Annotated in this window: 15 protein-coding genes; 7 read left to right on the top strand and 8 right to left on the bottom strand. The window is 29.5% G+C overall.

Features of this window, described 5'->3' with window-relative positions:
• Positions 1 to 57 precede the first annotated feature (57 nt).
• From ACOQN8_RS12715 to ACOQN8_RS12725, 3 genes are all read right to left on the bottom strand, one after another.
• Complete coding sequence (locus ACOQN8_RS12715; protein WP_420552968.1) at positions 58 to 2,988, bottom strand: TonB-dependent receptor; 2,931 nt, start codon at positions 2,986 to 2,988, stop codon at positions 58 to 60.
• 16 nt (positions 2,989 to 3,004) lie between these two features.
• The gene (locus tag ACOQN8_RS12720) at positions 3,005 to 4,012 is read right to left on the bottom strand and encodes a FecR family protein (RefSeq protein ID WP_420552969.1); all 1,008 of its coding nucleotides are present in this window, start codon (positions 4,010 to 4,012) and stop codon (positions 3,005 to 3,007) included.
• A 78-nt stretch (positions 4,013 to 4,090) separates the two neighbouring features.
• Positions 4,091 to 4,657: an RNA polymerase sigma factor gene (locus ACOQN8_RS12725; protein ID WP_420552970.1), complete on the bottom strand. Its 567-nt coding sequence runs from the start codon at positions 4,655 to 4,657 to the stop codon at positions 4,091 to 4,093.
• A 164-nt stretch (positions 4,658 to 4,821) separates the two neighbouring features.
• On the opposite strand from ACOQN8_RS12725, the gene ychF reads away from it, so the two are divergent.
• Both ychF and ACOQN8_RS12735 read left to right on the top strand, forming a co-directional pair.
• Positions 4,822 to 5,913, top strand: coding sequence for a redox-regulated ATPase YchF (gene ychF / locus ACOQN8_RS12730; RefSeq protein ID WP_272148703.1), 1,092 nt, complete (start codon positions 4,822 to 4,824; stop codon positions 5,911 to 5,913).
• 84 nt (positions 5,914 to 5,997) lie between these two features.
• Positions 5,998 to 6,669: a DUF2461 domain-containing protein gene (locus ACOQN8_RS12735; protein ID WP_150899152.1), complete on the top strand. Its 672-nt coding sequence runs from the start codon at positions 5,998 to 6,000 to the stop codon at positions 6,667 to 6,669.
• A gap of 42 nt (positions 6,670 to 6,711) precedes the next feature.
• On the opposite strand, the gene ACOQN8_RS12740 is transcribed toward ACOQN8_RS12735, so the two are convergent.
• The 3 genes from ACOQN8_RS12740 to ACOQN8_RS12750 are packed head-to-tail and all read right to left on the bottom strand — an operon-like array spanning position 6,712 to position 9,497.
• Entirely contained in the window at positions 6,712 to 7,461 is a 750-nt protein-coding gene (locus tag ACOQN8_RS12740) for an SDR family NAD(P)-dependent oxidoreductase (protein WP_420552971.1), read from the bottom strand.
• Positions 7,462 to 7,511: 50 nt separating this feature from the next.
• A complete protein-coding gene (locus ACOQN8_RS12745; protein ID WP_420552972.1) occupies positions 7,512 to 8,090 on the bottom strand; it encodes a TetR/AcrR family transcriptional regulator in 579 nt (192 codons plus the stop codon).
• 60 nt (positions 8,091 to 8,150) lie between these two features.
• Positions 8,151 to 9,497: an MATE family efflux transporter gene (locus ACOQN8_RS12750; RefSeq protein ID WP_420552973.1), complete on the bottom strand. Its 1,347-nt coding sequence runs from the start codon at positions 9,495 to 9,497 to the stop codon at positions 8,151 to 8,153.
• 101 nt (positions 9,498 to 9,598) lie between these two features.
• On the opposite strand from ACOQN8_RS12750, the gene ACOQN8_RS12755 reads away from it, so the two are divergent.
• From ACOQN8_RS12755 to ACOQN8_RS12770, 4 genes are read left to right on the top strand one after another with little or no spacing between them, the layout of a single operon-like run.
• The gene (locus tag ACOQN8_RS12755; protein WP_150899148.1) at positions 9,599 to 9,985 is read left to right on the top strand and encodes an acyl-CoA thioesterase; all 387 of its coding nucleotides are present in this window, start codon (positions 9,599 to 9,601) and stop codon (positions 9,983 to 9,985) included.
• Positions 9,986 to 10,021: 36 nt separating this feature from the next.
• On the top strand, positions 10,022 to 11,140 hold the full coding sequence (locus ACOQN8_RS12760; protein ID WP_235273995.1) for a DEAD/DEAH box helicase: 1,119 nt from the start codon (positions 10,022 to 10,024) through the stop codon (positions 11,138 to 11,140).
• Positions 11,141 to 11,761 (top strand): trimeric intracellular cation channel family protein, encoded by a 621-nt coding sequence (locus ACOQN8_RS12765; RefSeq protein ID WP_150899146.1) that lies wholly within the window; start codon positions 11,141 to 11,143, stop codon positions 11,759 to 11,761.
• Between the two features lie 13 nt (positions 11,762 to 11,774).
• Positions 11,775 to 12,236, top strand: a complete 462-nt coding sequence (locus tag ACOQN8_RS12770; RefSeq protein ID WP_420552974.1) for a MaoC family dehydratase — start codon at positions 11,775 to 11,777, stop codon at positions 12,234 to 12,236.
• Positions 12,237 to 12,281: 45 nt separating this feature from the next.
• On the opposite strand, the gene ACOQN8_RS12775 is transcribed toward ACOQN8_RS12770, so the two are convergent.
• Positions 12,282 to 12,716, bottom strand: coding sequence for a hypothetical protein (locus ACOQN8_RS12775; RefSeq protein WP_150899144.1), 435 nt, complete (start codon positions 12,714 to 12,716; stop codon positions 12,282 to 12,284).
• A 114-nt stretch (positions 12,717 to 12,830) separates the two neighbouring features.
• Here ACOQN8_RS12775 and ACOQN8_RS12780 point away from each other — a divergent pair, with 114 nt between their 5' ends.
• Complete coding sequence (locus ACOQN8_RS12780; RefSeq protein WP_420552975.1) at positions 12,831 to 13,433, top strand: LysM peptidoglycan-binding domain-containing protein; 603 nt, start codon at positions 12,831 to 12,833, stop codon at positions 13,431 to 13,433.
• A gap of 184 nt (positions 13,434 to 13,617) precedes the next feature.
• Here the strand turns inward: ACOQN8_RS12780 and ACOQN8_RS12785 are convergent, their stop codons facing one another.
• Positions 13,618 to 14,829 carry an RsmB/NOP family class I SAM-dependent RNA methyltransferase gene (locus tag ACOQN8_RS12785; RefSeq protein ID WP_420552976.1) on the bottom strand — a complete coding sequence of 404 codons (1,212 nt, stop codon included), beginning with the start codon at positions 14,827 to 14,829 and terminating at the stop codon, positions 13,618 to 13,620.
• Positions 14,830 to 14,878: the final 49 nt, after the last annotated feature.

The following is a 14,878-nucleotide window of genomic DNA, read 5'->3' on the forward strand; positions in this document are numbered from 1 at the left end:
ATACTATTAATAAGTAGAGTTTGTTTTTTTATACTCCTTTTTTATGAAAAAAATATTTTAAAGTTTAAAATTTAGTTTAGTATAGAAAAATGTACCGTTTGTTCCCATTTGAGTAGCATCCCATAAACCTCCACTATCTACATGGCTTCCTTGAACAGTAGGGTAGGTGTTAAATAAGTTATTAATTCCTAATTGATAGTTTAAAAAATTAAATAATTGATATCTAAAATTAATGTCAACGGTATATTTGGGTTCATAGATATCTGTAGCCGCAGCAATTCTCTCTTCTTCAGAATTATTAAAATAATAAATAGGTTCTTGAATTTGCCAATCAATAAGTTTTAAGCCACTGTATCTTGTGATATTCAAATTAGAACTAAACTTATTTTTTTGATAATTTATACCTAAGTTGAATTTACTTTTAGGAGCAGAGGCTAATAGGAAATGTTGTTCTCTAATTCCAAAGAAAGTTTCTTTGTCTAAATTTCGATGTTTAATTTTACTAATAGACATTCTATTAATATTTCCATTAAAGTTTATGGATAATTTTGAACCTCCAATTTTTTTAAACCATCTAGCTTTTAAATCCAAACCTACAGTTTCTGTATCAACTCCATTGGCAAAAAACTGTATGTTATCTACATTACCTACACCTAAATTAGTGGCATCGAAAATACCACTTAAAATAATTCTATCTTTAATAGAAACATAATAAGAATCTACAGAAAAACTAAAGTCTTTATAATTTGCAGCAAAACCGAAACTAGTGTTTATCGCTTTTTCTTCTTTGAGTTTATCAATTCCTAGTTTTTGTGTGATTGGATTGTTGTTAGCTACTAATAAAGATTCAACGGGTAAATTTCCTAAGTAGTTTGTAAAAGTTAAATTATAATAAATTTGAGCTAAAGAAGGAGCTCTGAAACCTGTACTAAAAGAACTTCGTATGTTTATGTTAGGAGATAATTTTATTCGAGTAGCAAGTTTGGTATTTAATGTGCTGCCAAAATCATTATAATATTCATATCGAATAGCAGTGGCTAACATCCACTTTCTTGTAAAGTCAAACTCAGTATCAATATAGAAACTAAAATTGGTTCTGTCTTCATTGACTTCATTCATGGGGGAGTATCCAGGAAAACCTTGTGATCCTCCCGGTCTTACAAAACCGTTATAAGTTACTAAGTCTGAGTTTGGAGTTTGAGAATTTACAAGATTTCCGTTTATATCGTAAGCACTGTAAGAACTTTCTTCTCCTGCAAATATTTGATAGTTTTCAATTCTATGCTCAAAACCAAAAGCAACATTTATACCTTTTAATGACTGCATAAAATATCTAGAGAAATCTATACTGGTGGTATTTTGCATTAATTGATGCCCACCAGCATCAAATTCTGTAGGAGAGTTTTCTTGTAATGTAGCATTTAAGGTTTCCTTAATAGTGTAATGAAAGTTATTACTTCCATAGGTGTTATTAAAGTCAATATTCCAATTTTTAAAGTTTGTTTTGATACCTACAGACATAGATTTGTCTGAAATATCAGAGGTAATTAAAGGATTAAAACCATTTGGGTAAATAGCTAAAACATTTCTTTCACTATCAGCATCTCGAGAAAAAGCAAAAGCTTCTGTATTTCTATAGTTATAACCTCCAAAAGCATAAAATGAAATATTTTCCTTGATAGGAACTTCAGAATTAAAAAATAAACTAACATTTTGAGAAGCTGCTTCTCCATATTTTTGTCTTAATTCAGTTGGAGCTCTAAATGTGTGGTCTTTTGATAGAAATTCTGTACTAAAGTTGATAAATCCTTTCTCTTTTATTTTGAAGCCATAGTTTACATCTACTTTATAGGTAAGACCATCTATGGTATTTATAGGTGCTATATTTTGAATGCTTGGATTTGCATTATGAAAGCCAAAAGTTGTATTGGCCGATAAAATATTAGTAGTGTCTTTTAAAACAACATTAATAACTCCAGCAATGGCATCTGAACCATACTGGGCTGAAGCACCATCTTTTAAAATTTCTATGCGTTTGATGGCCGAACTAGGAATAGCGTTTAAATCGGTGCCAGAGTTTCCTCTTCCTCTTGTTCCGTATAAATTTATTAAAGAAGCTTGGTGTCTTCTTTTACCGTTAATTAATACTAAGGTTTGATCTGGTCCTAACCCCCTATAAGTTGCTGGAACAATATGATCAGCACCATCGGCCCCCGATTGTTTAGTAGCGTTAAAAGATGGGACAGCAAACTCTAAGAGTTCATTAACCTCTGTGAGTCCACTATTATCTATTGTCTTATCAATATTAATAATGTCAGTAGCAACAGGTGCATCTTTTTTAGATCTATTTTTATTTCTTGATCCTACAATATGTACTTCTTCTAAAAACAAATCGTCTTTAAGAATAATTTGTAGTTGTTTTTTTTGAAACTCAATAGTTTGATTAAGGTATCCTACATGACTAATTCTTATAAGATTACTTACATTTTTTAGTGCTAGAGAAAATGTTCCATCTGAAAGGCTAATGGTTCCGTTTTGTGTATTACTTTCAACAATACTAGCTCCTTCAATAGGTTGTAGTTTTTTATTTAATACAATACCCTTTACTAAGAAAATGCTATTAGCTTTTTGAATAGAATCATTAATTATTTGATTTAATGTTGAGGTATCCTGTACTTCTGAAGTATTGTTTGATTTTGAAGTGTCTTTGGCATAGATAACATAATAATTATTTCCTAAGTAATCCAAAGTTAAAGAAGTAGTTTGCTTTAATAATTCAATAGATCTATTTAAAGGTAAATTGTCAAAAGTATTTAAGTCGACTGTCTTGTTTTTAAGTAAATCTGATTTATAAGTAAAATGAATATTATGCCTTTTACTTAATGAGTCTAATAGTTGAGTAACAGGCCTTTTTTTTTGAGAAAAAACTTTTGTAGAATATAAACCTATTAGCAGTAATAAAAAGAAAAAATGTTTATTGAAAGACATTAAATAGGTTACATAATTATTTTTTAGTAACGACTAATTTACTGTTTTCTTTAATTATTTCAACATTTACCGATTTTTTAATGGCTTGTAAGCAAATATCAATATTGGTTGTAGGTACAGTTCCTGTAATTAAACTATGCTTACTTTCATTGTCTTTAAAGATAACTTCGTAACCATAGGTTTCAGTAACCTTTTTTAAAGCATCTTCTAATGATAAATTATTAAATGTTAAAGTACCATTCTTCCATGAAACCTGCTCTTCAGCCGAAATGTTTTCTTGTTCAACTAAGATTTTATTTTCTTTAGAAGAATAAGAAATAAAGTTGCCAGGTATCATTTTTTTAGAATCACCATTCTTTAAAGCTAACCATATATTTCCTTCTTCTAAATATACTTGTGTTTTTTCTTCTTTAGTGTTTACATTAAAAACAGTTCCGTATACTTCAACCTCTAAATCATCCGTAATTACCCAAAATTTAGCATTGGTAGTTTGTTTTTTGTCTACTTGAAAATAGGCTTCACCTTTTAACCAAATTTTTCTACTATTACCCTTTTTGTAAGAAAGAGAAGAATTTGCATTTAATGTAACTAAACTTCCGTCTTTTAATTTTAAGTCTAAAATTTCTCCATAACCAGTTTCATGAGTTATAGTGCCAGAATCAGAAAGTTTAAGAAGAACAGCACTTAAAATTAAAATAAAACTAGCAGCAATACCTAGCCATTTATTATAATTAGGTTTAGAAATTGTTTCTTTTTTAACTGTAGTTTTTTCTTGCTTTTCTTTTATTGCGGATTTAAACTTATTCCATTCAAAATCAATTTTTTCTTCTGGAACAATTGTTTTCTTTAATTGAATACCCAAGACAATGTCCTTAGCTTCTTCAACAATTTCTCTTTTATCAGGGTTGTTTTCCAGCCAATATTCCCAAAAAGTTTCATCAGAAAGCTTTTCTTTTTTAACCCAGTTTACAAAAGAAGGATCTTCTATAAAGTCTGTTATAATATTGAAGGTTTTTTTTGTCATATTCTTAACTTAACAAGTTTCCCTGCATCTATAATAAGAGTTTCTAATAAATTATATACTCTTTTTGGGAGGGCAAATTTACGAATTAAATAATTGAGAAATTTTTATGTTATATCTTAAGCTTTTTAAAGCTTTATGTAATGTGTTTACAACGCTCTGATAGTTAATTTCCATGGTGTCAGCTATTTCAGCTGTTTTAAGATTACAATGAAATTTTAAAAAAATAACCTCTCGTTGTCGTTTAGGCAGTTTATTTAAAATCACTGCTAAGTTTTTATCTATAAAAGATTCAGATTCTTGGTGAATTAATGTTTCTTCAACAGTAAATTGAATATCAACCATTTTCTCATCAATATCTCTAACAAAACGTCTTTTTTGTTTTTTTTGTAATTTTTTAATTATCAGTCTTCTGTAAGAAGCAAATAAATAAGGAGCAATACTATTTAAATCGCTTAGGTTTTGTCTGTGCTCGTAAATGTAAATGAAAAAATCTTGTAAAGAATCTTCTGTTAAAATAGAATCTTTTGAAATTTTTAAACCATATGAATAAAGCGCACTATAATAACTTTTGAAGAGCGCTTCAAAGGCTTTTAAATCTCCATCTTTTAAAGATTTCCATAAGATTTCATCAGATAAATTCTTCATTATAGAGAAGTTAGTTTGCAGTTAAAAGTACACAAAAAAATAAAAAAAATGTAAAGGGTATATATTTAAAACTAAAATTAAGAGAATTCAGAATTGATAATTAGATAAAAATAGAAACCAAATATGTATATTTGCAATCGCAAAATTTTCAATAAAAGAATAGAATGAAAGCTGGAATTGTAGGACTACCAAATGTAGGAAAATCAACATTGTTTAATTGTTTATCAAATGCAAAAGCACAAAGTGCAAACTTTCCTTTTTGTACTATTGAACCAAATTTAGGAGTCGTAAACGTACCTGATGCTAGGTTAGAAAAACTTGAAGAATTAGTTGTGCCTGAAAAAGTAATACCTGCTACTGTAGAGATTGTAGATATTGCTGGTTTGGTAAAAGGAGCAAGTAAAGGAGAAGGGTTAGGAAACCAGTTTTTAGCAAACATTAGAGAAACTGATGCAATTTTACATGTATTACGTTGCTTTGATAATGATAATATTGTACACGTAGATAATTCTGTAGATCCAGTTAGAGATAAAGAAACTATTGATATAGAATTACAGTTAAAAGATTTAGAAACAGTTCAAAAACGTTTAGAGCGTGTAAAAAGAACGGCTAAAACTGGAAATAAAGAAGCTCAAGTTGAATTAGAAATTTTATTGAAAGTAGAGGCTACTTTATTAGAAGGTAAATCTGTTCGTTCTATTGAGTTTACAGAAAAAGAAGAGGAGTTTGTAAAGCCATTACAGTTCATTACATCAAAACCAGTTTTATACGTATGTAATGTTGATGAGAATTCAGCTGTATCTGGAAACGACTATGTAAATAAAGTAAAAGAAGCTGTAGCTCATGAAAATGCTGAGGTTATTGTTTTAGCAGTAGGAACTGAAGCTGATATTACTGAATTAGAAGATTATGAAGAGCGTCAAATGTTTTTAGCTGATATCGGTTTAGAAGAACCTGGTGTTTCTCGTTTAATTAGATCGGCTTATAAATTGTTGGATTTACAAACATATTTTACTGCTGGTGTTAAAGAAGTAAGAGCTTGGACTATTCCTGTAGGATCTACGGCGCCTCAAGCTGCTGGAGTTATTCATACCGATTTTGAAAAAGGTTTCATTAGAGCTGAAACTATTGCTTTTGATGACTATGAAACTTACGGTAGTGAAGCGAAAGTAAAAGAAGCTGGAAAAATGAGAATTGAAGGAAAAGATTATATTGTTAAAGATGGAGATGTAATGCACTTCAGATTTAATGTGTAATCAATTTTAAGATAATATTACAAACTCTATTGAAGCAATTCGATAGAGTTTTTTTGTACCTTAGATTTTTTTAATTTAGGATTTATGCAATTTGAAAAACAAACATTTCAGTTTTTAAAAAAATTAGAAGCTAATAATAATAGAGATTGGTTTGCTGAGAATAAAAAATTATACGATGCCTCTCTTGGTAACGCTAAAGATGTATTCTCTAAAATTTATGAAAATTTAGAAATGCATGATGATATAGCTAAACAGAAAATATATCGAATTTATCGAGATGTACGTTTTTCAAAAGATAAAACACCTTACAATCCTCGATTTGCAGTTTCGTATTCAAGAAATGGTAAAGAATTACGAGGAGGTTATTTTTTACAAGTAAAGCCAGGTGATACTGTTTTAGGAGGTGGTTTTTGGCAACCAGAAAAAGAAGACTTGTTTCGAATAAGAAAAGAATTTGAACTGGATGATAGTGAAATTAGAGAAATTTTATCCGAAGAGAAATTTGTTAAATATTTTGGAGGGAAATTAGAAGGAGATGAGTTAAAAACAGCTCCCAAAGGATTTGATAAAGAGCATAAAGCTATTGATTTAATTAAAAAGAAAGGTTTTATAGCTATCCGAAACTTTACTGATGAAGAGGTATTGTCAAGTAATTTTGCAGAAGAAGTAGATAATTCATTTAAAGCATTGCGACCTTATTTTAATTTGATGAGTGATATTCTTACCACAAATTTAAATGGAGAGTCATTATTATAAGAAAAAGCTGAGAATATATCTCAGCTTTTTGTTTTTATAGAATTATATTTGGCTTAAACCACCATCAACTTCTAATTCTACACCGTTAATGAATGATGCTTCATCAGAAGCTAAAAATAATGCAGTATTTGCGATTTCTTCCGAAGTTCCAAATCTACCTAACGGTACTTGTGTAGCGAAACCTTTCCCCATTTCTTCTACTACCTCTTGTGGTAATCCCATTTTTCCATAAATAGGAGTGTCAATTGGTCCTGGAGCAATAGAGTTTACACGTATACCTCTCGATTTTACTTCTGAAGTAAGAACTCTAGCATAAGCTCTTAATGCTCCTTTACTTGCTGAATATACAGCTAGTCCATCAAAGCCTTTCTGATGTACTATAGAATTTGTAAATAAGATACTTCCTTTATCATTCATAAAAGGTAAAGCTTCTTTTGTAGCTAGTATTGGTCCTTTTACATTAATATCAAAAACTTCATTGTAATGTTCAGCTGTGATATCTGTAGTAGGAGTGACTGGAGCTATACCTGCATTTAAAAATAGAATGTCAATATTCCCATATTTATCAACAGCTTTTTTTATTAGTTGTGTATTATCTTCATCTTTTGATACGTCAGCTACTACAGTAATAAAGTCACCTTCTAAATCAGTAGTGGCCTCTTTTAAAGCGCTTTCTCTTCTTCCTGCTAATACCACTTTAGCTCCGTTTTCTAAGAATAATTTTGCTGTTGCTAATCCAATTCCACTATTAGCTCCTGTTATTACTGCTACTTTGTTTTGTAATTTATTCATGTTTAGTTGTTTTTATTTGAAACGTTCGTTTCAAAATGGGTTAAAAAAAATTAATTTAATATAGAAAGTGTTGTTTTTACGATACTTTCTAAACGACTATAATCATTCATTATAATACCAGAAATACCTAAGCCTTGTAAAGAGTTAAGTAAGTAATGCGCATATTGATCTGAAGACTTATTAGTGTTAATAGAACCTTCTAACTGTCCTTTTTCTATAAGGTCTCTTAATAATTGAATCATATTATTATAATTATTATTTAAAAAACCTTCAATAACTGTTTCCTGATTGGCCATTTCAGAAGTACAATTATTAATAAGGCAACCTATGTTTTTATTATCAATATTGTTTCTAACATTCAATAAAAAAATAGCTTCAATAGCTTTTATTGGAGTTGCTGCTTTACTAGTAACTTCATCAACATTACACTTAAATATTGATTGATAATATTTTAAGCACAGCATATAAAGATCGAGCTTACTACCAAATGAATTGTAAATACTAGATCTGTTTAAACCAGTAGCATCTACCAAATCTTGCATAGAAGTCAAACTGTAGCTTTTACGATGAAAAACTCCAGTAGCTTGCTTTATTGCTTCTTCTTTATTAAATGTTTCTACTTTTGGCATTTATTTGAAATGAACGTTTCAAAGATATGTGTTTTTTTAATATTGAATTAAAAAGAAGTGTTAATTTTTATTTTGTAGGTTTAATCGAATCTCTCTTTGTAAGAAAAAGAAAGTAACTAAAGTAGATAAAATATCAGCAATTGGAAACGACATCCATACACCATTTACTCCATAAAACCTTGGTAAAATATAAACTAATGGAATTAAGAAAATACCCTGCTTTAATAAAGTTAATACTAAGGCAGGTAAAGCTTTACCGGCAGCTTGAAAATAAGCCGATCCAATTAATTGTGTTGTAATAACAGGAGTAGCTAGGAAAGCAATAATTAAAGCATTAGGAGTACTACTTAATAATTCTTTATCGTTTGTAAAAAGTCCTACCAATTGAGAAGGAAATAACATAATTAGAACAAAAATCACAGAAGCTATAATAGTACCAAATAGTATAGAAGTTTTAATGGTTTCTTTAACCCTTTCAGAATCATTAGCTCCATAATTATAACCTGCAATAGGCAAAAAACCTTGTGTAACACCCAAAACAGGGAATAGTGCAAACATCATTACTCTATTTATAATACCATAAACAGCAATTGCTATTTCACCACCATATTTGAATAATGTAAAGTTTAAAATAATTATAAGTAAACTAATTACTCCTTGACGTACTACTGTAATTCCTCCTAAAGCAACAATTTCTTTTAAAATTACTGGATTAATCATAAAGAATTTAGGAATAATTCTTAATTCGGTGTTTTTTGATAAGAAGAACCATAAAACGAATAAACCACTAACTCCATAAGAAATAGATGTAGCAAGTCCAGCACCAAACATTCCAAGGTTAAAAACTTTTATAAATAAAATATCTAAAACAATATTTGAAATAGCAGGAAATATTAAAGTAAACATAGCGTAATTAGGTTTGCCAACGGCTCTAATTACTGGATTCCCCATCATAGCAAAGGCTAAAAAAGGAACTCCCCATATGATTACGTGAAAATACTCCGCAGCCGGAGCTACAATATTACCATTAGCACCAAATAATTGTAAAACAGGTAAGCAAAAAAAGGTTCCTATTAAAACAAATAGAATAGATAAAACAACTGTTAAACTTATTTGATTTCCAAAAACTTCAAAAGCTTTAAAAGTATCTTTTCTACCTAGAGCTCTCGATATAATAGAACTACCTCCAATTCCAATTCCCATCCCAATAGAAGAAATGAAAAAAGCAATAGGTAATACAACTGTGATAGCGGCAATAGCCATAACGCTAATCCACCTACCAACAAAAATGGTATCTACAATCATGTTTAAAGACATTACTAAAATCCCAATAGAAGCGGGGATAGCTTGCTTTAAAAGAAGTTTACTAATTTTTTCAGTACCAAATTTGTTGGTTATTTTATTCATAATTAAATTCTAGCATTCGAATATCTTAAATATTATCATACTTGAAAGAAATGAAACAAAGATTTAAGTAATAATTAACATCATTCTTGTAAGTTTGTTAAATGAATCTTTACGAAAAAAAAATTATAGTAACATCAAAAGATATTGATGAGTATAATCATGTGAATAATGTAGTTTATGTGCAATGGATGCAAGACGCATCAAATGCTCATTGGACTCAACTTATAAAAAATGTTCCAAAACCTGATTATGTTTGGTTTGTAATTCGACATGAAGTTGACTATAAAAATCAAGCAGTTTTAGGAGATGAGATAACTGTAAAAACTTGGGTTGGAAAGACAGAAGGTATTAAATCGGTGCGTCATTTTGAAATTTATAAAGAAGAATTATTACTTGTAAAATCGCAAACAACATTTTGTTTATTAGATGCAGAAACGAAAAGACCTAGAAGAATAACTAAAGAAGTAACAAACCTACTTTTAGGATAAAAATAAGCAATATCTTTGCACTTATAAATTAATAGTATGACAACATTTACAGCTTTAGGAGTACGAAAGGAATATGTTAAAGGATTAAAAGAGTTAGGGATAACAACTCCTACCGAAGTTCAAAAAGAAACGATACCATATTTATTAGAAAACAACTCAGATTTTATTGGGTTAGCACAAACTGGAACAGGAAAAACTGCAGCTTATGGTTTACCAGTTTTACATAAAATAAATCCTTCAAAAAATACAACTCAAGCCTTAATATTATCGCCAACAAGAGAGTTAGTTCAGCAAATTAAAAAGCAGTTATTTAAGTTTACTAAATATGTAGATGGTAAAATTTTTGTTGAAGCTGTTTATGGAGGAGAGAAAATAGATCGCCAGATTAAAAATTTACAAAGAACTACACATGTAATAGTAGCTACACCTGGACGCTTAATTGACTTGATAGAGCGAGGTGAGGTAAATTTAAAGGATATTAAAATGCTAGTACTTGACGAGGCTGATGAAATGTTGAGTATGGGGTTTAAATTAGAATTGAATCGTATTTTAAAATATACTTCAGGAACTAGAAAAACGTGGTTGTTTTCTGCAACGATGCCCGATGAGATTAGAAGCATAATTAAAAAATATATGAATGCTTCAGCTAAACAAGTTGAAGTAAATAAAAACTCATTGGTAAATGCAAACATAATTCATCAGTTTGTACAAACTACAATACCTGAGAAAGTAGATGTAATTATTAAGTTTTTAGAAAAAAGACAATCGGAAAGAGGAATCATTTTTTCAAGAACAAAAGCGGGTGCACAAAAGTTAGCAAAAGAGTTGAAAGAGGAAGGTTTTTCAGTTGAAGCTTTAGAAGGAGATATGCAACAAAAAGAACGTGATAAAGTAATGCGTGCTTTTAAAAAGGAAAATCTTCAAGTTATTGTATCTACCGATGTTGCTGCCAGAGGAATTGACGTACAAAACTTAGGTTTTGTATTGCACCATCAATTGCCAGAAAAACTAGAATATTATACACACAGAAGTGGAAGAACAGCCAGAGCTGGAAAAAAAGGAGTTTCTTTAGTATTAATTCTTAATAATGAAAGAAATAATATTAAAGAAGTTGAAAGAAAACTAAAAATTGAATTTTCTGAAATAAATATATAAATGAGTATCATTTATGCTATAGATATCGCAGGAACTTTTGCTTTTGCAATAAGTGGAGCATTGGTAGCAATGAAAAAAGACTTCGATGTATTTGGAGTCATTATTATTGCTTTTGTTACCGCAGTAGGAGGTGGGATGATACGTGATGTTTTAATTAATGCGCATCCTATAAACTGGATTGGTGATATTAATTATATCTGGACAATTTTAACTGCTGTAGGAGTAACATTTTTATTTAGAAGTAAAATAGCTCCTTTGCGTAAAACAATGTTTCTGTTTGATACTATTGGAATTAGTGTGTTCACTTTATTAGGCCTACAAAAAGGATTGAGTTATGAATTGCATCCGTTTGTAGCTTTAGTTATGGGAATGGTATCTGCAGTTTTTGGAGGAGTTATTAGAGATGTTCTTACTAGAAAAGTTCCTCTAATCTTTAAAAAAGAAATTTATGCCTCAGCTTGTTTGGCAGGAGGAGTTATATATTTAATTTTAGGTAATTTTAATCTGAATGAAGATTTGCGATTTATTTTATCGGCAGCAGCTATCATAATAATAAGAACCGTTGTTGTTAAATATGAATTAGAGTTACCAAAAATAAAAAAGGATATACTTGGTAAATAATTAGTTATAACAAATGGAAAAATTAGTATTTGAAAATTTAGATGCATTGCATAGTTTAAAGGGAAAATCATTACCAGTAGGAGAATGGTTTACAGTAACTCAGAAAATGATAAATGATTTTGCAAATGCTACTTTAGACAAACAATGGATTCATGTAGATGAAGAAAAAGCAGCTAAATACTCACCAACGGGAACAACTATTGCACATGGATTTATGTCGGTTTCGATGTTATCTGAGTTAATTTCTGATTTAATAGAAATTAAAAGTGTAAAAATGGGATTGAATTACGGTTTAAATAAAGTTCGTTTTCCTAACTCAGTCCCAGTTAATAGTCAATTAAGATTGGTCAGTTCTTTAAAGGAAATTGAAGATTTTAGCAATGGTAAAAAACTAACTTTTGATTGCTTAGTAGAAATAAAAGGACAAGAAAAACCAGCCTGTGTTGCAGAGTTTATTTTTGTTTTACTAGAATAAAAAAAAGCTGTCTTGTAAAAGACAGCTTTTATATTTTATAATTTTCTAAGACAATATCCCTTTAGCTTCAGATCTTTTAGTATACCATAAGATAAATAAAGCAAAGCCAATAACCATAATAGGCATAATTACAGCTCCTGGGCCATAAACTTCCATAGCTCCACTCATAAAAAGATTGTAAAACATTTGTATTACAATAGCTACTAAAGAAATTAAAAACATAGGTTTTGCTAGTTTTCTACGAAGTAATAAAAAGATACTACCTATAAAGCCACCAAAAACAGCAAGAGCAAAAGCAGCCATTGCCCAAGAAGGTGTGTTTTGTACCATTTCCATTACTTTTTCATCAGGGTACATTGCTTTAAAAGCATCGGTATTGTATGCTTGCTGTAAGTATTGATTTACTCCCATACCATTCCATAGTAGAGAAATAACAGCAATAACCCAGAATCGTTTTTGAGGTTTGTTTGAATTAGTCATAAGTTGAAATTTACGTTAGTTGATTTCTAAAAATACTTATAAAGAGCTATAAATCAAAATTTAAAAATTATTATATATTTGAAGAACAACAAAAGGGGATTAAAAAATAAAGCAATGAAAATAAAATTGAGTTTTATACTCTTGCTATTGATGGGGATTAATAGTTATGCACAAAAAAAAGGATTACCAGAAGGATGGACCAGAATTCAACAAAATGGAAAAAGAGCTTATAAAAATTTGGTAACAGGTAAAATTTCAAAAAGATATCCAAAAACTCCAGCATTAAAACCTATAGAAGATACTGTATTTGATCCAACAATAATTCATGTTGTAAAAGAGGGTGAAACTTTAATTTCAATAGCAAAAAAATATAGTTTTGATATTGCAAAGCTTCATGAGTTGAATAGTTTTTCTAAATCTAAAATAGAAGTAGGAGAGGAAGTTATTTTAGGATATGCTCACAATCAGCAAGAAAAGAAAGCTTTTTATAATGGAGATGTTAGTGTTTTAAACCATGATCATGATCACGACGATGATTATGGATATTACGATAAAACAGAGAAAAAAAATGTTGAATTTAAGTACCACATCGTTTTATCAGGAGAAACATTATATAGGGTAGCGATGAATTATAAATTATCGGTAGAAGAATTAAAAAAACTAAATAACTTAAAAAAAGCAACTATTATGGTTGGTCAAAAATTAAGAGTTAAATAATCAATCTTAAAATTGTGTTAAACTAAAAACAATAACTGTAACAATTTGAAAAAGTTATCGTCATATAAGTGTAATTACTTAACAGTTAGTTTAGTGATTAGTTAGTTTTTAATAGTTGATTGAAAAAAGGCTCGAGATTTAGAAATCTCGAGCCTTTTTATTTTATATGAAAATATTTAGAATCTTATTTTCTTTCTAATAAAGCCATGTAAAAACCATCAAAGCCAAATTGATGTGCTAAGACTTTATGATCTTTTACAAAAGTAAAATCTTTCCCTTCGTCAGAAGCTAAAAAGAATTCAACTTGTTGTTGATTTTCAGAAGGTAAAACAGAACAAGTAGCATAAACTAATTTCCCTCCAGGTTTTACCATCTTAGAGTATTGTTGTAAAACTTTTTGTTGTACTTCTTTAATATTATCTAAAAATTCAGGTTGTAATTTCCACTTACTATCTGGGTTTCTACGAATAACACCTAAACCAGAACAAGGAGCATCAATTAAAACCCTATCGGCTTTTCCGTGTAATTTTTTAATTACTTTGGTAGAATCGATAACTTTAGTATCAATATTGTGGACTTTGTTTCTACGAGCTCTAATTTTTAGCTTTTTCAATTTACTTTCATAAATATCCATCGCAATAATTTGCCCTTTGTTTTTCATTAAAGAAGCTAAGTGTAATGTTTTTCCTCCAGCTCCAGCACAAGTATCCACTACTTTCATACCTGGTTCAACATCTAAATAAGAAGCTACTAACTGAGAAGAAGCATCTTGAACTTCAAAAAGTCCATTATGAAAAGCTTCAGTTTTAAATACATTAGCTCTTTCAACTAAACGTAAAGCATCATCACATCCTTTAACAAATTCAGTATCTATATTTTCAGATCTTAATTGTTTTTGTAAACTTTCTTTAGATATATTTAAAGTGTTGGTACGTAAAATAACATCTGCTTTTTTATTTAAAGCAGCAATTTCTTTTGTCCAAACTTCTTCTCCTAATTCTTGAACTCCAAGTTCATCAATCCAATCAGGAATAGACTCTCTAAATTTTCTAATTTGAGAAAGTTCATCAAATTTTCCTTTAATTCTTCTAGTTGGAGTTTCTTCAATTTGATTCCAATCTGGTAATTTAATACCTCTTAATACACACCAAACTACAAACAAACGCCAAAGGTCTGGTCTCGAATATGGAGCCTTTACATTGGCAATTTCTGCATATAATCGTTTCCATCGTACAATGTCATAAATTGTTTCAGCAACAAACTTTCTATCACGTGCTCCCCATCGCTTATCTCTCTTTAATGCTTTCTCTACAGCTTTATCAGCATAAACATCTTCATTAAAAACGTCACGCAAACTATCTATTACTGCGTAAACTAAATTTCTATGTAATCTCATTTGATGAATTTAAGAGTGCAAAGATAGTTGATTTTAATGGCTTTTTGTA

This window comes from Tenacibaculum aiptasiae, assembly GCF_965221665.1.
Classification (GTDB): domain Bacteria; phylum Bacteroidota; class Bacteroidia; order Flavobacteriales; family Flavobacteriaceae; genus Polaribacter; species Polaribacter aiptasiae.